This is a genomic window from Enterococcus sp. LJL98 (assembly GCF_054871745.1).
This window is the reverse complement of record NZ_JBTXLU010000006.1, coordinates 40,863-61,427: the sequence shown is the minus strand read 5'-3', so window position 1 is coordinate 61,427 and position 20,565 is coordinate 40,863. Positions and strand designations below refer to the sequence as shown.

Below are 20,565 nucleotides of genomic sequence, written 5' to 3'. Positions count from 1 at the left end.
GGAGACGATTTTTAAAAGCATCCAAACATAAAACAAAAAAATATTATTATATATTAATATTTTTTGTTTTTTTATATTTCATTTACTATTCTAACTCTCCCATTATCTATCTTCATTATTTTATTAAATTTTTCAATACTGTCGGTATTATGAGTAATGAATAGTACAATTTTATCTATTCCATAATTATTTACTATAGACTCTATGATCTGGTCAGTAATTTTATTATCTAAACTTGAAGTAGGCTCATCTAAAACTATGACATCCGGATTTCTTAAAAATATTCTAGATAGAGCTATTCTTTGTTTTTGACCTTGTGATAAATTCACTCCATCTTTTCCGTATACTGTTTGATATCCTCTATCCAATTCTTTTATAAATTGATGAGCACCTGCTCGCTTTGCCGCTGAGTAAACTTCCTCTTCAGATACTATTTCAGCCGAACCGAGCAGAATATTATCAAGCAGACTCATCTCAAATAAGTAATTTTCTTGAGAAAGATAGCCAACTTTTTCTCTAAAGCTTATTAGATCAACTTCTTGTATATCATTATCATTAATAGATATACGTCCTTTTGTTGACGGGTAAAACCCAAATAATAGTTTTAAAAAGGTAGATTTTCCTGACCCACTATCACCAACTACACAAATAAAGTCTCCTTTTTTTAAACAAATTTCTGTATTTTTAAATATATTTTTTTTAGAATTTGGATAAGCAAAAGATACATTTTCAAAATAGATTTCTTCAATCTCATCTACTTTTATTTTTTTGTTCAAGTTTTCTTTTAAAGGTTTCTCTAAAATATCATTTAGCCTGTTTTTTGATACTAGAAAACTTTGATACTCCGAGTAGATTTCTGAGATTCTTGCTACAGGCCACTCAATTCGGTCAATATAATTTATGAGTACCAATAACACACCTATTGTTAATTGTCCATTTAGAACCTGATAACCACCTATCCATAAAACCATCAACATAACCAACCAATAAATGATTATTGTCGCACTAGCTAATTTTTGTATAACTACGTATTTTACTCTTGTATTAATAAGATCATTTGAAATGTTTTCTACATTTTCGAGAAAATACTTTTGTTTATTAAAAATTCTTATTTGCATAATACCACTCAATATTTCTTGAATTAGAGAGTTCATATTTGTAATTTTATTCTGAACTTCTTTATTTAAAATAACTAATTTACTTTTAAATATTGCAGGCAGTAATAGATAGAGCGGAATAACAGAAATTGATATGAGTCCAATTCTCCAATCGATATACAATAAAATACCGATAGTAATAGTCAAACTCAAAATTTGAGTAATGATATCTTTAATACCAAAAATCAAAAAATCTGAAATTCGATTAACATCATTATCCAACAGAGTAAGAATATTACCTCTATCGGAAATTGGATAATCATTAACCTCATTTTCTTGTATTTTCTTAACTAAATCTATTCTTAGTTTCATACTTATTAATTCTTTTGATTTAATCATTAATTTTGGTAAAACGATATGTAAATACACGCTTATTAGTGCAAACAATACATAGCTCATACTAATTTTCCAAATAAGATCTAAGTTCCTATTTAGCAATACATCATCAATAATTATTTGATTCAGCCATGGTATACTAAATGATATAATTATTTGTAAGATAATGTTAAATATTATTTTAGTTTTATATTTTATAGTTCTTATTAATTGGTTTGTTGTCATATTTCAACCTCATCAAGTAAATTCGTTAACTTATCATAAACTGTACTCAAGTGTCCCCCCTCCCCCGAGGGATACTTTAATATGTAAACTGGTACATTAGAAATACGATGTGTTTATAGGAAGACTAATTACATAGGCTATAAAGTATTTTTGGAACGAAAGACCAAAGTAAGCAGAAACTGTCCTTGTTCCATCCATCCCGTACACAGCTACCTTTGCATCTGTGAGGGCATATGGTGGCAGTGAAGAGAAATACGCACTCCAAGAATCGGTTACTGAATAGTTCCGTGAACTACTAGAAGGGTATATAACGCCACCATTACCACCTCCACTTCCGGGATTACGCCAATAAAAATCTCTATTAGTAACATAAAATATCCCTTGATTTACAGTTGTTCCAATTTGTTAAAGCGCTTACTTAATAAACTAAAAAATAATTTCTAGATTCTCATATCATATATCGTTAACCTCAATTAAATTATATCATAAATATATTTATGTATAACCTGAAAGCACTAATTTAGTTGTTCTTATAAAAATAAAAATGCCCATATGATTATTTTTTTCGATAAACCATAGAAGATATGTAGTCGAACCAATTTCATAATTATTTATGCCTTCAATCCATTGATACACCAACTCTTTCAAAAGATGCAAAAAAGGAATCTCTCCAAATGATACAATGAGGCTGTCTAGCCAGACAAATACTCACAAGAGGGATTCCCTATGTCTATTGTACAACAACCGACCTTAAAGGAACATTAGCTGTGTCTACCAAAAACCAATACATTCTTTATATGGATATGGATATCGCATCGCCCTTCGCTTCAGATATCAGTTTGGCAATTCCAACGATTCATAAGACGGTACCTTTGTTGTCTACGAAAGAGGAACAAACCTACCTTTCTTTTGATAAAGGATACGATACCTAATAAATTTATCGAGAAGTCCATGATTTAGGATTCGAACTCAATCTGAAATGCCCCCCAAAAAGTTAAACCAAAAATCTAACTTTTTGGGGTTGGCTTCACAGCACCAACATTGTTCAAATCACCGATAAGAAAAAGGTTGCCCACAGCCGATTGCCCCGAGAAACTTAAGGGATACGTGAACCATTGGTTTTTTCGATTGCTTGCATTTCATAAAGTTTCCGAAAGAGCAGGCTTTTGTTGCCCGTTTAACCGTCAAATATTCGTAAAATAAGAAGGGCTGTGACAAATGCCACAGCCCCCTTTTCTCTAAATTTTTACAAAATCAAAAATGAAGCGTCTACTCTGGATTGAGTTCCTTAAAAACTTGCCACAATTGGTCACATTCTTCTCTTGGACCAATCGCCTCCATGTCAAAGGCTGCTGGGTCGCTGCCATCGAGATAGTGGCGTAAATGCATGTCGGAGAAGCCATTTTCAGCTGCATCTTCACGTGTACTGCTATAATAAACTTTTTTAATATTGGCCCACATCATCACCCCAACACACATAGGGCAAGGTTCACAAGTCGCGTACACCTCACAATCAGACAAATCCATGGTACCTAGTTTTTTACAAGCTTCTCGAACGGCGACCATTTCCGCATGGGCGGATGGATCGGTATCACGCATCATGGTGTTTCCTACGGCGGCAACAACCTCGCCATTTCGAACGATGGTCGCACCAAAAGGCCCTCCATCTTTGCGTTTCATTCCCTCAACAGTTGCTTTCGCAGCAAAATGAAAATACTCATTCATAGAATGACACATGTTTAAAACACTCCTTTTATTTTATTTTTTTTCATGACGAATGGTTAAAATGGTGTACAAAACAAACGAACTAATTAAACCTGAAAAGAAGGCGAAATTGTTTAAAATTTTTAAAAAGGCCACTTGTGGGAAAAAGGCCCCTACCATCGATAAACTAAAGCTGATAATCAAAACGGTTACTGCTCTTGGATTGTAGTCGCGGTATTGATCCGTTGCTGCTGGCGCATAGATTTCTCTTAAATTCAGTTGGCCTTTTTTATTAATGAAGAAATCAGAAATCATAATCCCCGCGATTGGACCAAACATAGAGCCAATAAAACTATAGAACAAGAAAAGATGGTTAATAATAATCCACGGGAAAATTAAGACGCCCAAAATTCCGGTTAAAATGCCACCTGTTTTGACGGTGAACATTTTAGGAGCGAGGGAGGTTAACTGCAACCCAGCCGGGAACAAGTTTCCAAAAACAACGAAGGCCGTTGCCCCCAAGTTTAAAGCCATAATTAAGACGATGACAGCGATAGATGAGTTCATTTGATTAATCGCCAGTACAATATCAAATTCCTTGATTTCAGGAAAAGCAATCGCGGTTCCAGCAAATAAACTCACGCAAGTAATCGCGAACAACACGTAAGATAACATAAAGCCTAAAGGCAAACCGATAATCATCGACTTCAAATCTTTGGCACGTTGCGTAAAATCTCCCATATTGACAATTGGACCGGCCCAATTCGAAACAAGCGCGCTCACACACGTAACAAATAAAACGAGATTAAACTGATGATTGTCCGGTGTATAATTTAAAACATTCGAAAAACCTCCTGCCGTTTGAATCGCCCAAACAGCAGCCCAAACGATAAAAACATAGACAACTGGTGAGGCATAAGTCCCAAGCTTATCGATGACCTTTGTCCCACCCATAAAAAGACCAACTGTCACAATCCAAACCAAGAAGAAACTCAACGCCGTGTAGATGGGTAGTCCAAAAAGGTGCCCGCCACCACCAATAGCGGTGTAGTTAGGAAAGATGCGGGCAAAAATCACATCCATTGCTTTTGCAGTCACGACACTTTGGGTACCAAAGAAAACTACTCCTGCAATCAGCCCTCTAGCAAGGGCCGGGAAAATCGAACCCTTCTGACCAAAAACACTGCGTAACACCATTGTAAATGGAATGCCATACTTGGCGGAAGCGATACCATTTATCACGTAAAAGATCGAAACAATAATAGCTGAAGTCATCACCGCAGCGAGAACTTGCTTGGAATTTAAACCTAAAGCGAAGAAACCTGCAACGGTCATGTAAGACAAAATGTTATGGACGGAACCCATCCATAGTGTTGTAAACTTTCCGATTCCCCAATCGCGCTCCTCAGCCGTTTTCGGTAAGAGCTCTTCGGAGACGGAAGAGAAGTCAATCTCTTCCATTACCGGGCCTGTTTTGTTTGTTGGATCCAATGAATTTTCCATTTCTATGCCTCCATTAATTCTTTTGACTGCGCCATGTGCTCAGAATATAAGGTGTTTTTCGGTTGAAGTTGATGGGCTTGTGCCATCGCTTCGTATGCGGCTTGATGTTGTCCCAAACTACGGAAACTATTGGCTTTGTGAAATAAATAATCGACTCGTTGCTGGTCTTTTTCGAGAAGTTGGTCCATCACTTGGAGTGCTTCTTCATGTTGACCGATTTCTCGCAAAAAGTTTGAAAAATGATACAAATAAAAAGTCGGTTGCTTGGCTCCTTGAATTCCTTTGATAAAATACGCACGTGCTTTTTCCTGATTTCCTTGTTTTTTCGCTAAATTCGCTAAGTAATAAGCAAATTCGAGTGAAGTAGTCAACCCTTGTTCATAGTAATAAGTCGCATTTTCCTCCTCTCCTAGTTGTTCGTACGTTCGACCTAAGTAATAGGTCGTTTCCAAGCTGCTTGGCATTTGACTTAGTTTTGCGAGTGCAAGAGGGTGCTTTTCTTCTCGTAAAAGTTGACGAATTTCGGCAAAAGCATCCAGTCTTTCCCCTTGATGCAATAGTTCTGCGATATTTCGATGCCCGAGTCGATTGGCATAACTCACTGCATCCAGACCAAAATCATCGGTCATGCTTGGATCGGCTTGGGCATTTAATAGGTCGATAATTAAATCACGATATAAAAACCCTTCATTTCCTAAAATGACTGCTTCTAATAAGGGCGTCCAGCTTAATCGATTCTTCTCATCTGCAGGAACACCGGCTAAGAGGGCTTTTTGAACGACACGGATAAACCCTTTTTCAGCAGATGGATGCAAGGCGGTTCCGCCAAAACGATTGACTTGCTTTAATTCCGGCGAAAAAGCCAAAATCAGTGAAAACAGCTGATCAAAGCCGTTTGCAGCGGCTGCAATAAAGGGGGAAAGTTGTGTCTGATCTTTTTGACTCGGGTCAAACCCTTTGCCTAACAGATACGCAGTCACTGCCAGTTGATTGTTCATCACAGAAAGATGTAGAGGAGATTGGCCTCGCTCATTGACAACCTGAACATCCCAATGTTTTACAGCTGCTAAGTCAGTTAAGATTTTTGCTTGGGATGTTTGTTGCAAGATTTCAAAAAGTGTTGTGCTATTTTCCATTTTCCTCACCTGACTTAAATTTTTTACTAAAGGCGATGATTGCCTTCGTGAATGCCTCGTAAGGCGGATAGGTAATTCCCGCACCAATCATTCCAATCCCGGCTTCTTTATGTGCAATGGCCGTATTAATGACAGGTAAGGTGTTGCGTTGAATCACTTTTATTAGATCAATGCCACTTGGCAATCCCATGAAGTTTAAAGCCGGGATGGTGACATTCGGATTTTGTCCGGTTGTAATTTCTTCCATTGATTGGGTGTAATTCATCGCATCGGCAACAGTTCCACCAACTAAAGCGACAATCGCTGGCGCAGCAGCCATTGCAAAACCACCTAAGCCATAAGTCTCTGTAATCGCGCTATCGCCAATATCTAAGCCAGAATCGGCTTCCGTATAACCGGCAAACATCGGGCCAATCACCTTTTGTGCCGGACCAACGAACCATTGAGAAGGCGGCATACTCGCCAAACGAATCCCAAATTCGGTGCCATTTCGGGCCATGGTTGTCACAATTGAACTATATTCTTCTGTACCAACTGCAGCATCTAAAGCGGCTTTACAAAAGGCCATCCAAGTTGGGCCGGAAAAGTAGTCACTGCTGGCAATAAAATCAAAGACCTCTTTTTGTTCAGCCACCGAAAATTTCGTTTGAATCACTCCTGGCGTAATCGCCTGCATTAATAACACGGTTCCTGCGACGTTGCGATTATGTAACTCATCACCCATGTGCACGGCTTCTGAAACGAGCAAGCGTAAATCAATGCCTCCTTCAATATAGGTCATCGCTTCTGCTAGCATCGGTCCAAAAACATCGCGCATCCAAATGAGTCGTTCAATCACGGTTTCATCATTTGCCCCCATGCGTAAAATTTTTGCCAATTGTTCACTTAAATTCGTGTATGCGACGTTGCCATACGTCCGATTCTCGACAATGTGCATATACATGGATGCTGAGGTGACGCCGGCCATTGATCCGACACATTGATGTTCATGGCAAGGGCGAAACTCGATACCACCTGCTTCAACGAATTGACGCGCTTCTTCTAGGTTTTCAGCAAATCCTTCAAAGACAACGGCACCTAAAACAGCACCTTGCATCGGTCCGTTCATTTTTTCCCAAGTGATTGGTGGTCCAGCGTGCAAAATCATATTTTTCTTCATGCCGGGGACGACTTCTAAAGCAGGAGCATAACCGGTTAAAAAGATACTGGAAGACGTCATGCGTTCGAAGACCCGCTGGTTCGCGGCTTGGATTTTTTCCGCGTGTTCTGGTTTTTCTAAAATTTTTAAAGCGGCCAAAACGGCTTCTTTGCCATAGCCGGGAGGCGCCCAGTCTAATTGTGTACTTTGGCCACCTTGAGCCAAGATATCTTCATGAAATCCTGCGAATCCGACATTGATAACGTTTAGTTTCGTATTTAGTAATGGGTTCATTTTATTCACCTTTCTCTACAAATTCTCGTGCTAATAAGCCCGCATTTTGCATGCTACTTGCATAGGTGGCACCGGTACTTTCGAGTTTGGCTAATTGCTCTTGTAAATTTTGCTCGTCTAGCGGTGTGCCTAAAACGTAACCAATAATTTCTAGATGGCGGCCCGCTTTTTCTGCAGCTTCCTTGGCTTCCATCATTGCTGGGACCATGGCGCCAACTGGATCAGGATGGGCGCCGTAGCCTAAAACGAAATCGAGTAAGATAACCCCCACGCTCGGATCTTGTGCCACTTGTTTAAAGCCTTCGATTCGGTTGCTTGGATCAATCATCGGATGCGGCTTGCCATCTGTATACTCATCTGCCCCGTAATCAATAAACGTATGCATTTGCGAAAGGTCCGGCATGAGATCGTCTGTCGTGTTACTATACACATTTGTATATTTTTCTTTAGCAATAAAATATGCTTCCGAGCATAGGGTTCCGCCAGTAAACAAGCCACGAATGTACTTTTGTTCCCCTGTCAATTTTTGTTGTACTTCCGCAATTAGTGGCAAGTTTAGAGGATGTACATCCAATTGATTCGTATCGATGCCCGCGAGTGCAACGGCTTTTAGAGCGGCATTTTTTGATAAGTCGACAAAATGGACATTTTCTTCGACCCGGTTTTGCATGTCTCCAACAAACCAAACCACCACGGGTTTGCTCATTTCCTTTGCTTGTTCGATGATTTTGGCTTCCACACGAGGTGCAGGTGTCTTTGAAACAAGTACGATGACTGCTGTTTGGGGATCTTCCTCCAACAATTGCATACTCGCAAGCATCATTCGCCCTCCGACGGCTTCGCTGAGATCACGGCCACCGACGCCTAACAATTGAGAGATCCCTCCGCCGAATTCGTGGATACGGACGGCTATTTCTTGTGAACCCGTACCTGAAGCCCCAATCACCCCAATGTTCCCTGGGCGAACGTGATTGGCAAACCCTAGACCGATATGGTTGATTATTGCCGTGCCGCAATCAGGCCCCATCACCAAGAGACCTTTGGCAAGGCCTTGGTCTTTTAGATGAATCTCATCTTCTACAGAAACATTGTCACTAAATAACATGACGTGTAAATGATTATCTAACGCTTGTTGCGCTTCACGTGCAGCGAAATGCCCATTAACTGAAATAAAAGCGAAATTGGTCGTATCATCGTGCGCATGCGCTTCATGAATGGTCTTTGAAAGATGCGGCCCTGTCTGAAAATCAACTTTTTCTTTCTTATCTAGTAAGCCTTCAACCGCTGTTAAAATCGCTGCTTCATCCTTTGTTTCTTTCACTTTCATTACGATTAACAGATCACTCGAAAGGGCTTTTTCTACTTGCTCATTGAAAAGGCCAACGTTTTTCATGACCTCTTTATTCATATCTGTTGCCATCGCAAGGATGATTTGATCGATCCCGTCAATTTGATTGGCCTTGGTCGACAAGGCCATTAAGGACACGGAATCAATGTAACGATTGGGAATTGTTTTCACGACTAAATTCATTTTTTTCTGCTCCTTTTCTGCTGAGAATTTGTAACCCACTTGCCACGCCAGTTAATAAATCATGACCAGACGTTGAGCCAATTGCGAGCGTCTCCATCACGGCGCTTTCAAATGCTGCATCTGCTTGCCCTGATCGATACAGTTCATGAATCACTGCTAAAACACTTGGTTTCGCTCGACCTTGACTCGCAAAAAATAATTGGTGTTGACTAATTGAATTGGTTCTTTCTAATGCACGAACAATTATTTCCTTCAAGTTTTGTTCATTAAAGAGGATCAACATGAGCCCTGTTAGTAAGTCATCGCCCGAAGGCGTCAGACCCATACCTAAGCCAATGAGTTGCAGTACTTGCTCTTCTACCTGTAGCCAATCGCTTGCGATGAGGGCGGTTTGTAATTGTTGGTTCACTTGGATGAATCGTTGATAAAATGGAACGAAGCCTGCTTGCCGTTGATGCTGATTTGTTTCAAGCAAGGTCGCTTCTAAAAATGCTTGCTTACGCCGAAATGACGCCGCATCTATCCGATTTCGATTGACAGAAAGTGACGTTTCTTTAACCACTTCCAACGAACAAGTACAGTCAGAAAAAAGCAGTCGTGTTCCTGCTTGAAACAGGCAAGCATCGCCAACTTTTAAACCTGCTCGAATTCTTGAAAAAGAAGGAAAGGCCAGGCTTTGCGGACTGGCTCGCATGTGCATATTCCCCATCGTAAGTAAATTTGGAAATTGTTTCTTTAGTACAATATTGATCGTTTGCTCAAAAATCTGAACAACTTCTCCTTCAATGGTCTGATTTTGAAAGCTTTCACTTGATTTTTCTCCGATGAACCCTGTATAGTAAGCCATACCACTCACATTCCTATAATGTTTATTTTCTAACTACAACTGTATGATACTTTGAATGAAAACGCTTTTCTATAGATGTTCTACTTGAAAAAAAGATATTTTTTTAGTCATTTTAACCAAAAACGTACGAGGAGGAAAAATGAATGAACGTCACGACCTTTTTAACCCTACCATTCACGAAAGATTTTAAACTTTTAGCCGGTAAATCAGGGGGAACAAACAATATTACAGGAGTGAATATTTTAGACAATCCAAAAGCGGCTGATTGGTTAACGCCTGGAGAACTGATTGTGACATCCGGCTACTTTTTTAAAGAAACACCACAAGCCATGGCTGATTTTTTGGCCCACTTTGATCGGCTAAACATCGCCGGCATTTGTATTAAGCCACAAGTCTACTTAACGCCTTTGCCACCAGAACTTCTACGTGAATGCAATGAACGAGGCATTCCATTAATTGAAATTCCTTACGGGATGGCTTTTTCAAAGATTTTAAATACCGTCATGAATCTTCTTTCAAGTAAAGCCAATGAAGCCAACCAATTAGCGCTAGACCTCAGCTCAAAATTTTTAGAATACGGTCTACAAGGAAAGAGCATTGCCCAATTAAAAGAAAAATTAGAAGCCTTACTTGGAAATCCTGTCCTCATTACGAGTAATGATTGGCATCTGCTCACTCCAGTTGTAGATGAAGCCTTTTCGCCTTATCTACTCGCCGATCAACATCAAAAGACTTTTGATGTTGATGCCTTTCAATCACTACCCGGACAATTTCAAACCCTCAAACATCCTTCGATTTTTTTATTGCAAGATCAAACGAGTGGGGTGATTTTGCCCGTCTTTTTTAATGAGATTACCTATGGTTACTTGATTGTCCTTCAAACACGGAAAGAATTGACTCGCCAAGATTATCTCGCGTTAGAACACATGGCGCTAACCGTTGCTTTAGAAATTGTTCACCAAAATGAAAAAAATCGGATTCAAAATAAAGTGCGGCGTGATTTTTATCGTGAATTGCTTTTTGGCAATCATTCAATTGAAGAATTAAACGCATTTAATATCGAATTCAATTACGAGATTCCCTACACGGTTTTTATTGTGGCTTTTGAAGTCGCCAACGACCAAAGTCAAAGCTTAGTGCAGCAAAAATATGCAGAAGAAAAAGCCATTCGCAAAAGTTTATCCGCTGCGCAATTCTTTCAACACCCGACTTATCCGACCATTCATATTTTTAAACAAGCCGAAGCTTTCATTGGTCTTGTTGGTCGGGCACCAACCGATACTGCAAAAGAAGACGAGCGCGAAAAACAATTTTTTCAAGACTTTCACCAGTATTTATTTACCAGCTTACCGCCACACTCTTGTTTGAATGTGTTTGTCGGCACGAAACAACCCATCGAAAACATCAAGCAAAGCTATCGAGAAGCCAAGCAAATGATGGCTTATCAACAACGGCAACAAAGCCAAGTGTATTTTGCCAAGGACTATTATTTCGAACTCTTTTTACGACAACAAGTGCCAAACGAGGTCGCTCAAGAATTTATCACACACTATTTGGCTCCGCTACAGGGAACATCGGGGAAAAAAGGCGATTTACTCGAAACACTCCGCGCGTATTTACATTACCAGCTAAACTTGGCTGAAACTTCACGAGCCTTGTTTATCCACCGAAATACGTTACTTTATCGTTTAGAAAAAATCGAGGGTTTGCTTGGCTACTCGCTGGAAACCGCCAAGCATATTCTTCCATTGCAATTGGCGATGGCCTTTTTACAAGAATACCCAGAGGAGTCCTAACGATTGATAGCTTAGAACAAAGAGGCTGCGACATCTGTCACAGCCTCTTGGTATTGGTTTTATTCCACATTCAAACCCGTTCATTTACTCATTGTAAAAGACCTTCCCTGCCCGTTCGTAAAAGGGTTCCTCGATTTCATACACTTGATTCATGTAACGTGCAAGTACAAAAAACAAATCGGATAAACGATTGACGACTTTATAGGCATGAAGATTAATCGGGACACCATCTGTAATTAATTGTGTGATTTCTCTTTCTCCGCGGCGTGTCACCGTACGCGCGATATGAAAACGACTCGCTAGTATATGACCACCTGGTAAAATAAATTTTTCGATCGGCTTTAATTCCTGCGTATAGGCGTCAATCAGCCCTTCGATACGTAATAAATCTGCTTGGTTGACAATATATTCTCGGATTCCTTCAGGCGTAGCTAAATCGGTCCCTATGTCAAAAAGCAAGACTTGCATTTGTTCTAGTTCTGCCTTTAAATCAGTAAATTCGTCTGTCAATTGTGCGATTATTTCTCCGACCCAAGCGTTTACTTCATCCACGCTACCATAGGCGCGTACACGAGGATCTGATTTTTTTATCCGTTCGCCACCAATAATACTCGTTTTTCCTTGATCGCCACTTTTGGTATAAATTTTCATTTTCATTCTCCAGTCCTTCCCATTTTATAAACCACATTGTAACTGTACCTGACAATTGGTACACGTTTGACATCCTCCGATTTCTTCGACTGTGCCTTTTTGACAAATCGGACAAACTTCTCCTAGCAACTCTTCTGTTGGTCCAAGAAGGTCTGAAATTTCGTCCTTTTCCGTTGTTTCTTCTAAGACGACTTGTTCATTTTCTTTTGCTTCTAAGGTCAAGACTTGGGAGTCACGGCTGCCATCGACATAGACGGTCCCTCCTTTGGCTCCTCCACGGTATAAGTCTTGGTAAATTTCCGCCACTTGCTGGACGGTTGAACCTTTTGGCGCATTCACCGTTTTCGAAATGGAACTATCCACCCAACGTTGAATCGCGCATTGAACACCAACATGGGCGGTCGGGCTTAGATCCATCGCTGATACAAAGAATGCTGGCAACGCGTCTGTTTTTTGAGTGGGGTGGCTGGCATAGTATTCTTCAACAATTTCAGCATTCACCTCGATGAATTTCCCTAAACGGCCACTTCTAAAATAAGAAAAAGAGAAATACGGTTCGAGACCTGTGGAAACACCTGCCATGGTTCCTGTCGAACCGGTCGGCGCTACGGTCAATAGATGCGAATTGCGAATGCCGTGTTGCAAAATGCCTTGTCGAATGGCTTCTGGCATCTGCTTCATGTAACCAGAAGAAATAAACGCCTGGCGCAACTCTTGTGTTTCGGCTTCTGTTTGCCCAATTAAAAATGGAAAACTTCCTTTTTCTTTTGCCAATTCAATAGACGTTTGATAGGCGGTTACAGCTATTTTTTCAAAGACTTGATCAATGAGTTGATTGCCTTCGATTGAACCATAGGTCTGTTCACAATAAATCAATAAATCTGCCAATCCCATGACTCCCAGGCCCACGCGACGCTCGCCTTTCGCTTGTTTTTCATTCTTATCGAAGAAGTAAGGCGTCGCATCAATGACATTATCTTGAAAACGTACGCTCGTTTGAACGGTAGCGACTAATCGATCGAAGTCTACGGTTTTCGTCTCTTTATTCACCATTTTCGCTAGATTGATGGCTGCCAAATTACAAACAGCGTAGGGAGTCAACGGTTGTTCTCCACAAGGATTGGTCGCTACTACTTTTTGACCGTAAGCCGTGGCATTTGTCATTTCGTTCGCATTATCGATGAAGAAAATTCCTGGTTCTGCTGAATAAGTTGCACAAAACGTAATCAGGTCCCATAATTCACGTGCGCGAATTTCTTGGTATACCTTCACGCGACGTCCTGTTTTTTCCCATTCGCGAACATCGCCAACCTCGGCCCAATTTGCATCATAATCGGCCATTTCTTCGGCTTGATACTGGTCGACCGCCGGAAAGCGAAGGGCATACGTGGTGTCGGCTTCAACTGCGGCCATAAATTCTTTCGTTAAACAGACGGAAATATTGGCTCCCGATAAAAAATCAGGTTGGTTGACATGATAGGTTCCCCCATCTGCTAACTTTTGCTTACTAGTGCGCACAAAGGGATGATCGTTCAAACCCAGCGCTTCTTGTGCGGCCACTATTTTTTCTAGCGCCGCTTGTTCATCAAAATCCAGTGGTTTAAATTGCAGTTTCTCCTTCGCTAAACGACGGATCGTATCATTTTCAGTTGTTTGAATCAAGTGTTGCAAAATTGCCGGTTGTTGCATTTTTGCCAAAATAAATTCAAAAATATCTGGATGCCAATCAGCCATCATAATCATCTGAGCCCCACGACGACTGCCCCCTTGCTCGACTAAATGCGTTAAGTTAGCCAGATCATTGAGCCAAGAGACCGCACCTGAAGACTTTCCGCTAACCCCGTGTACAATAGCGGCCCGTGGGCGTAAAGTCGAACCATTCGTCCCAACGCCGCCACCCCGGCTCATGATTTCCATGACTTCTTGCCGGTGACGCGCCAAACCGCCCCGTGAATCGTGGATAAAAGGCATCACATAACAGTTAAAATAAGTCACTTGCGAGTCTGTTCCAGCGCCGTAGAGTACTCGACCAGCTGGAATCAATTGTTGTTGAAGCAACTGCTCATAAAATGCATCAAAAGCTTTCGCATAGTTCGCAGGAGATGTTTCTTCTTTGGCAATCCCATGTGCGACGCGCTTGGCAATCTGCTCATAATACAATTCGAGGGGCTTTTCTACTTCCGAGAGCAATCGGCTGACTTGCCCGCTTGCTTCTTCATCGGTTTGTGCTAAGGCGCTTCGAAAGGCTTCTTCCACTTCAATCGTCAACCCCTCTTCCGAAATCGCAACGACTTTCCCTAGCCCTCTGGAAGGGTATTGTGGGTCCGGCCGTGTCGTTAGGACTACCAAGTCCCCTAACACAATTGTTTCTCCGGTTGGATCTTTTGCAGCGTAACGATCAAGCATAATTAAACGAGAAATACCTGAAAATGTTTGAGTCATTGACGCTTCTATTGGATAAATTCCTGAGAATTTTGAAAGGATGGGATTTAAACGTGCCATTTGTTCTTTAATCATTGCAAACACTCCTAATTCTTCATAAACACTATATATTGTGTTCTTCAAACGATTATAATACTATATATTGTATTTTACAAGGGAGTTTTTCTTTGTCACTCATCGCAATTGAGAATGATTCTCAATGATAGCAAGGCTTTTCTCGTGATTCCAAGCTATAATATTTATTTGGAGGTGAGGGAAATGATTCAAAACAAACAACGTCAAAGAAAAATTATTTTAGCTTTATTTTTAAGTGGCTTTTCTGGCTTTATTGATATTTTAGGTTTATTCGGTATCGGAGGTATGTTTCTCTCCTTTATGAGTGGCAATTCCACGCGTCTTGCTTTTTATTTAGCAGAAGCTGATTTTATTCAAGCTTTGCCTTATCTTTTTTTAATTTTGAGTTTTGTTTTTGGCGCTTTTTTAGGCGACCTCATCAAAAGTCGCTTTCCGAGAGAAAATTTATTGGCGATTTTATCCACAGAAACTTTCCTTGTTTTTTGTAGCTTTTTAATGATTCATTTTGATTTTCAAGACGAATGGTCCTATTTACCGCTCACTACTGCCATGGGCTTACAAAATGCAATCCAAATTCAAGTCGATGAGAAAATCATCGGTCGGACGTTTTTTTCAGGGGTCTTGCATTCCTTAGGTACGGATATTTCCCAAGCGTTACAAAAGAAAAAACCTTGGAAAGCGCCGATGCTAGACCTTCTTATTTGGACCGTTGCCGTGTCTGGAGCATTTTTAGCAGGGATTCTCCAACCCCTTGTTCCGAAAAAAAGCTTGTTTGCAGGAGTTCTTTTTATTTTACTTTTTTTAATTTTTATTATTATAATAGTTAGAAGCACTCAAAAAAATCAGGCGTTTACGAAACGCTACCGAAAAGAGGATGACAAATGAAACCCGTTTTTGATGAAATTTTAACTTACAACGAAGCCTTTGTAGAAAACAAAGAGTACCTTCCTTACCTAACCGATAGCAATCCAAATAAAAAACTGGCCATTCTAACTTGCATGGATAGCCGCCTTACAGAATTGCTTCCTGCGGCATTAGGAATTAAAAACGGAGATGTCAAAACGATTAAGAATGCAGGGGGGATGGTCACAAGTCCCGTTGGATCGACCATTCGTAGTTTAGTTGTTTCGATTTATGCCTTTGATATTAAACAAGTCATGGTCATCGGTCACGATGATTGTGGGATGAGTAATGTAGATAATTCGCCACTCATTGAAAAAATGAAAGAACGCGGAATCACAACGGAAGCCTTTGAGACGTTTAATACCGATGACTTTGATACTGCACGTTGGTTAGAGGGGTTTGAACATGTAGAAGATTCTGTTGCCAAAACTGTCAATGCCATTCAGCAGCATCCCTTAATTGCCAAAGATGTTGAAGTGCGTGGTTTTGTCATTAATCCCAAAACAGGGAAACTACGGGCAGTAGCCGAAACAAACGAAACCTTTGCTTAATAATTCGCACCTAACGAAAAAGAAGAAAAGAGCCGACATCCACTATCGGCTCTTTTCTTCTTTGTTTACTTTTTCAGTGTCACTAGACGGCGATCTTCTAATTTAAGAATAACATCTGCTTGTTTGGCGAGTGCCTTACTATGAGTCACTACAATAACGCACTTCTTTTGTAGATGTGCAGTTTCTTGTAAAATTTTGGTGATTTCATCTGCCGTTTCTTCATCGAGATTTCCCGTAGGTTCATCCGCTAAAATAATCGGAACCTCTGAAGTTAACCCTCGAGCGATGGCTACCCGTTGTTGCTGCCCACCGGATAATTGTAAAACATTCCGGTGAATTTCTTTTTCATTCAAGCCCAATTCTAACAAAATTTGTGGGGCTGCTTTTTTATTAATTAATCGAATGTTTTCTAGTGGCGTCAAGTAATCAAGTAAATTGTAATTTTGAAAGACAATTGAAACTTGCTCTTTTCGATGGTAGTGATAGCCCTTTTCTTTAATGTCTTGACCTGCAATTGTGATCTGACCTGCACTTGGTTCATCTAAACCTGCCAATAGTGAGAGCAGTGTTGACTTTCCCGAACCAGAAGGCCCCAAGATTGCATAAAAACAGCCCGCTTCAAAGGTCATATTTACTTGATCCAAAACATATTTCTCTTCACGATTTTTATAGGCATAAGAAACATTGTTCAACGATAGTTGTGTCATCATTTTTCTCCTTTAGCTCATTTTTGATAGTATTTCTTTTGGTTTCAAACGAATAATAAATGTTGAAGCAATCAACACAGAGACGACAATAATTAGCATCCCAATGAACCAAACATTAAGCATCTCGCTTAAGCGAATGGAAACATCTAGATGATCCATCGTCTTTGTTAATAGATTGGAGCCTGCATCAGAACCAAGCGGCATCCCACCAAAACCTTGCCGAATCATCGCTTCGCCTTGTTCTTTGGCTTGTTCCACTAATTGATTTCCAATATTTTGTGCAATGAGCTGACCAGAAAAATAGGATAAAATAAAACTTGGAACGGCAATCAAAAAGAGCTCTAAAATATATTGGCTAATAATATTTACTTTTGAAATCCCTATCGACAGCAATACGCCAGATTCATGAATTCGCCCATTGATCCAAAAAATTAAAATTAAAGATAGAATTGCCGCACTAATCACAATCGTTCCAATCAACATCTTATTGATTAACTGATCCATGCTATTCAAAGAAGCGTCCATTCCTGGATAGGTATAACTTGAATCCATTAGTTCATACTTTTCCCAATCGATGGGTAGACTCTTCACTTCTTTAAGTACTTTGTCTAATTCATTAGGATTTTTAACATAAAATTTCAACTCTTGATAAGGCAAGGTATCATCTGTAAATTGATTGATCTGTTTCACTGTTTCTAAATCTGTAAAAAAAATATTTTCATATAAATCACTGCTATAAATCGGATTTCCTTCGTTTTTCCCACTAAATAAACCGATGATTTCTGTTCCAATTACTTGATCTTTTTTTGCATCGAAATTAGGATTAATCGATTGATAGGGACTGGCATTTAGATTCAGCATATCCCCCAGTTCGAGCTGATTTGCCCGAGCAAAGTCTTCATGAATTAATACCTTATTTTTGTCTTGAGGGGTCAAGTGACGTCCTTTTGTTAAAGTTAACTGCTTACTTTCAAATTTATTATCTAATTTTGAATTGAAACTTCCTTCAATATCAATAATCTTCTTATACTTTTCAATTTGTTCGGGACTTATTTGAATTGATTCCGATTCTAAGGGTATTTGTTCAAAATCCGTTAACTGTGCTTCACCGAGTGCCTTGGCGTCGTAACCGGTAATGGCTGGATTCTTTTTGATTTCTTCAACCAAAGAACCTGGCACATTCCCAAATCCTCGTGTGCCGCTTAAGCCTGAACTAGGGTCTTGCCTTAAACTAAAATTTGAATTCAGCGATTGGTTCGCTTGTTCTCTAGATACACTTGTTGCCTTTTTTATGGCGACACCACTAATCGTTGCTGTAGCAATCCCAAATAAAATAAAAAACATAATCACGGTTTTTCCTTTTTTCCTAAGAATATAAAACCATGCGCGTTGAAACATTGACATAGAAAAATCCTCCTCTTGTTTATTGACAAGAAGAGGATAACAAGCCTATATGAAACCTATATGAAATGATTAAATGTTATTTGGAAAATTACACTATTGTCTGTTGGTGAAAAGGAAAAAGGGCAACGATAGTGTTCTAAAATCGTTTTTACGATATACAAGCCCAGTCCTGTTCCTCCCGCATGTTTCTCTCTTGAAAAATCGGGGCGATAGTAGGGTTGAAACAATCGTTGCAGTGTTTCTTCAGAAAATGTCACGCCCGTGTTTTCAATCGAAAATGTTCTTTCTGTCAATTGAATGTTTACCGTCTCACCTGCTTTTGTATAATGGATACTATTTGAAAGGAGATTTGAAAAAACTTTTGACAATTCTTTGGCGGGGATTGGGTACATCAATGTCCTTGTTTCAATTGTTACTTGTAAGTCAATCTGTTTCGATTTGGCCAAAATCTCATAGTCCCCGATGGTTGTTTGTAAGATCGTCGCAATGTTTGTTAAAGGACTTTCGGTTAAAGGGAGCGTCGTTAATTGACTGCTTTCCAACATCGTTTGAAGCATTTCTGACAATTGTCTGACCATTTCAAGGGATTTGTCTAGATAGACCTCTCGATTCTTATAAGGGCCGATATTTAACTGCATATTTTCTAACAAAATACTAAGTGACGTTAAAGGGGTCTTTAATTCATGCGAGGCACCTCGTAGAAATTGGATTTTCTCTTCCTCTACTTCGCCCAAAATCCGAACTTTATCTTCCAAAGAATCAATCGTTTTCCATAATTTTTCATATAAGTCATTGATCTGCGCAGCTAAATCACCCATTTCATCTGCTGAATAGACTTGAATGAAGGCTCCTGGTTGTAGTTGTTCCATCTTTTTGGTTCCAATCAGTACCTCTTTGATCGGTTTTGTTAAAAGACGACTAAACAAATAGGCAAAAAGAGAGGCGAGTAAGAAACTCAACAGCAAGGTGTAGGGGAGTAACCGTAACGTCATTTGCTTTGTTTCTTCAATTGGCTGGGTATTCAACATTAATTGCAATTCATAGGTTTGTCCATGCGCTTTAAATTGTTCCTGAATAACGATAATCGGGCTCACTTTGCCGGTGCCATCGTGTACATAAATTGGGAGCGCGTTCAGTGATGCGCCATTGTATTCAATCTTCAACGGCGTAAACCCTTGAAAATCATAATTTGTTTGACCGTTCAGTCGTAGATGAAGATTCACATTTTCTTTCACCGCGTAATTAGCTAATTTCTCAAGCACTTGATCGGCGGGCGTCTTTTGAATTTGTTCAACCAAGTTCCTCATTTCTACTTTGGCATCTTGATTTTTTTGCTGGTAGTAAAACCGTGGCAGACCAAAGTAAATCAATGCATGAACAAATAAAACGATTCCCCCCATGATTGTAATGGTGTAAATAAATGTTTTCGGTAATATTTTTAGTTTACTCATTTTCTTTACTCTCTTCGTATTTATAGCCAACCCCTTTGACTGTGACTAGGCAATTCAACCCGAGTTTTTTTCGTAGATTTTTAATGTACACATCAATCACTCGATCCAGTGGTGCTTCGTCTTCCGTCCATAGACTGCTCAAAATTTGTTCACGTGACAAGACTTGATTTTTGTGCGTAATCAACAATTTTAACACTTGAATTTCTTTGGGCTTTAAATCAACTACTTTCCCCTGATACATTCCTTGGTAGCCTACAAAATCAACGAAGGCGTCTTGATTATGCCAAAGTTTCAATTCTTTTGCTTTTTTTGTTCGTTTCAGTAGTGCTTCGATTCGTTTTTCTAACACAACGAGCGAGAAAGGTTTACTCATATAGTCGTCTGCTTGCGAATTAAAACTTAATACTTGTGTGGATTCGTCATTCATGGCTGTTAACATTAAGACTGGGACTTCACTTACTTTTCGAATTTTTTGCAATACTTGGAATCCGTCTTCTTTGGGTAACATCACATCTAAAATGACAAGATCAAAGGAATTTCTTTTAAATAGACTCCAAGCACGTTCGCCATCTGCTGCAACCATCACTTGATAATTTTTTGCTAACAAATAGGCCTCAATTCCTTCACGAGTCATTTCATCATCTTCAACAAGAAAGATTTTTATCGACATTGCTGCCCTCCTCTGTCTATTTTTAGAAAAACAGGGCTTCAAGA

General features: G+C 39.7%; 17 protein-coding genes. 4 read left to right on the top strand and 13 right to left on the bottom strand.

What is annotated here, in order from left to right; genetic code table 11:
* Positions 1-71 precede the first annotated feature (71 nt).
* Positions 72-1,718, bottom strand: a complete 1,647-nt coding sequence (locus tag ACYSNO_RS06360) for an ABC transporter ATP-binding protein (protein WP_461730225.1) — start codon at positions 1,716-1,718, stop codon at positions 72-74.
* 767 nt (positions 1,719-2,485) lie between these two features.
* Between ACYSNO_RS06360 and ACYSNO_RS06355 the strand changes: the two genes are divergently transcribed.
* On the top strand, positions 2,486-2,650 hold the full coding sequence (locus tag ACYSNO_RS06355; protein WP_461730224.1) for a hypothetical protein: 165 nt from the start codon (positions 2,486-2,488) through the stop codon (positions 2,648-2,650).
* Positions 2,651-2,987: 337 nt separating this feature from the next.
* Here the strand turns inward: ACYSNO_RS06355 and ACYSNO_RS06350 are convergent, their stop codons facing one another.
* The 6 genes from ACYSNO_RS06350 to ACYSNO_RS06325 are packed head-to-tail and all read right to left on the bottom strand — an operon-like array spanning position 2,988 to position 9,871.
* Entirely contained in the window at positions 2,988-3,455 is a 468-nt protein-coding gene (locus tag ACYSNO_RS06350) for a nucleoside deaminase (RefSeq protein WP_461730223.1), read from the bottom strand.
* Positions 3,456-3,476: 21 nt separating this feature from the next.
* Positions 3,477-4,925 (bottom strand): cytosine permease, encoded by a 1,449-nt coding sequence (locus ACYSNO_RS06345; protein WP_461730222.1) that lies wholly within the window; start codon positions 4,923-4,925, stop codon positions 3,477-3,479.
* 2 nt (positions 4,926-4,927) lie between these two features.
* The gene (locus tag ACYSNO_RS06340; protein ID WP_461730221.1) at positions 4,928-6,061 is read right to left on the bottom strand and encodes an ankyrin repeat domain-containing protein; all 1,134 of its coding nucleotides are present in this window, start codon (positions 6,059-6,061) and stop codon (positions 4,928-4,930) included.
* A complete protein-coding gene (locus ACYSNO_RS06335; protein WP_461730220.1) occupies positions 6,051-7,493 on the bottom strand; it encodes a YlbE family protein in 1,443 nt (480 codons plus the stop codon). The genes ACYSNO_RS06340 and ACYSNO_RS06335 overlap by 11 nt, the downstream gene beginning before the upstream one ends.
* 1 nt (position 7,494) lies before the next feature.
* Entirely contained in the window at positions 7,495-9,024 is a 1,530-nt protein-coding gene (gene fdrA / locus ACYSNO_RS06330; protein ID WP_461730219.1) for an acyl-CoA synthetase FdrA, read from the bottom strand.
* Complete coding sequence (locus tag ACYSNO_RS06325; protein ID WP_461730218.1) at positions 8,984-9,871, bottom strand: oxamate carbamoyltransferase subunit AllH family protein; 888 nt, start codon at positions 9,869-9,871, stop codon at positions 8,984-8,986. The genes fdrA and ACYSNO_RS06325 overlap by 41 nt, the downstream gene beginning before the upstream one ends.
* Positions 9,872-10,014: 143 nt before the next feature.
* On the opposite strand from ACYSNO_RS06325, the gene ACYSNO_RS06320 reads away from it, so the two are divergent.
* The gene (locus ACYSNO_RS06320) at positions 10,015-11,667 is read left to right on the top strand and encodes a PucR family transcriptional regulator (protein ID WP_461730217.1); all 1,653 of its coding nucleotides are present in this window, start codon (positions 10,015-10,017) and stop codon (positions 11,665-11,667) included.
* Positions 11,668-11,751: 84 nt separating this feature from the next.
* Here the strand turns inward: ACYSNO_RS06320 and ACYSNO_RS06315 are convergent, their stop codons facing one another.
* Both ACYSNO_RS06315 and ACYSNO_RS06310 read right to left on the bottom strand, forming a co-directional pair.
* A complete protein-coding gene (locus ACYSNO_RS06315) occupies positions 11,752-12,318 on the bottom strand; it encodes a cob(I)yrinic acid a,c-diamide adenosyltransferase (RefSeq protein ID WP_461730311.1) in 567 nt (188 codons plus the stop codon).
* Between the two features lie 24 nt (positions 12,319-12,342).
* Positions 12,343-14,820, bottom strand: a complete 2,478-nt coding sequence (locus ACYSNO_RS06310; RefSeq protein WP_461730310.1) for a vitamin B12-dependent ribonucleotide reductase — start codon at positions 14,818-14,820, stop codon at positions 12,343-12,345.
* Between the two features lie 198 nt (positions 14,821-15,018).
* On the opposite strand from ACYSNO_RS06310, the gene ACYSNO_RS06305 reads away from it, so the two are divergent.
* Both ACYSNO_RS06305 and ACYSNO_RS06300 read left to right on the top strand, forming a co-directional pair.
* Entirely contained in the window at positions 15,019-15,720 is a 702-nt protein-coding gene (locus tag ACYSNO_RS06305) for a YoaK family protein (protein ID WP_461730216.1), read from the top strand.
* On the top strand, positions 15,717-16,289 hold the full coding sequence (locus ACYSNO_RS06300) for a beta-class carbonic anhydrase (RefSeq protein ID WP_461730215.1): 573 nt from the start codon (positions 15,717-15,719) through the stop codon (positions 16,287-16,289). The genes ACYSNO_RS06305 and ACYSNO_RS06300 overlap by 4 nt, the downstream gene beginning before the upstream one ends.
* Positions 16,290-16,354: 65 nt before the next feature.
* On the opposite strand, the gene ACYSNO_RS06295 is transcribed toward ACYSNO_RS06300, so the two are convergent.
* Genes ACYSNO_RS06295 through ACYSNO_RS06280 form a run of 4 tightly spaced genes read right to left on the bottom strand, consistent with a single transcriptional unit; the run spans position 16,355 to position 20,521 of the window.
* Positions 16,355-16,996 (bottom strand): ABC transporter ATP-binding protein, encoded by a 642-nt coding sequence (locus ACYSNO_RS06295; protein ID WP_461730214.1) that lies wholly within the window; start codon positions 16,994-16,996, stop codon positions 16,355-16,357.
* Positions 16,997-17,008: 12 nt separating this feature from the next.
* On the bottom strand, positions 17,009-18,400 hold the full coding sequence (locus tag ACYSNO_RS06290) for an ABC transporter permease (RefSeq protein WP_461730213.1): 1,392 nt from the start codon (positions 18,398-18,400) through the stop codon (positions 17,009-17,011).
* 56 nt (positions 18,401-18,456) lie between these two features.
* Positions 18,457-19,851 carry an ATP-binding protein gene (locus tag ACYSNO_RS06285; protein WP_461730212.1) on the bottom strand — a complete coding sequence of 465 codons (1,395 nt, stop codon included), beginning with the start codon at positions 19,849-19,851 and terminating at the stop codon, positions 18,457-18,459.
* Positions 19,844-20,521: a response regulator transcription factor gene (locus ACYSNO_RS06280; RefSeq protein ID WP_461730211.1), complete on the bottom strand. Its 678-nt coding sequence runs from the start codon at positions 20,519-20,521 to the stop codon at positions 19,844-19,846. The genes ACYSNO_RS06285 and ACYSNO_RS06280 overlap by 8 nt, the downstream gene beginning before the upstream one ends.
* Positions 20,522-20,565: the final 44 nt, after the last annotated feature.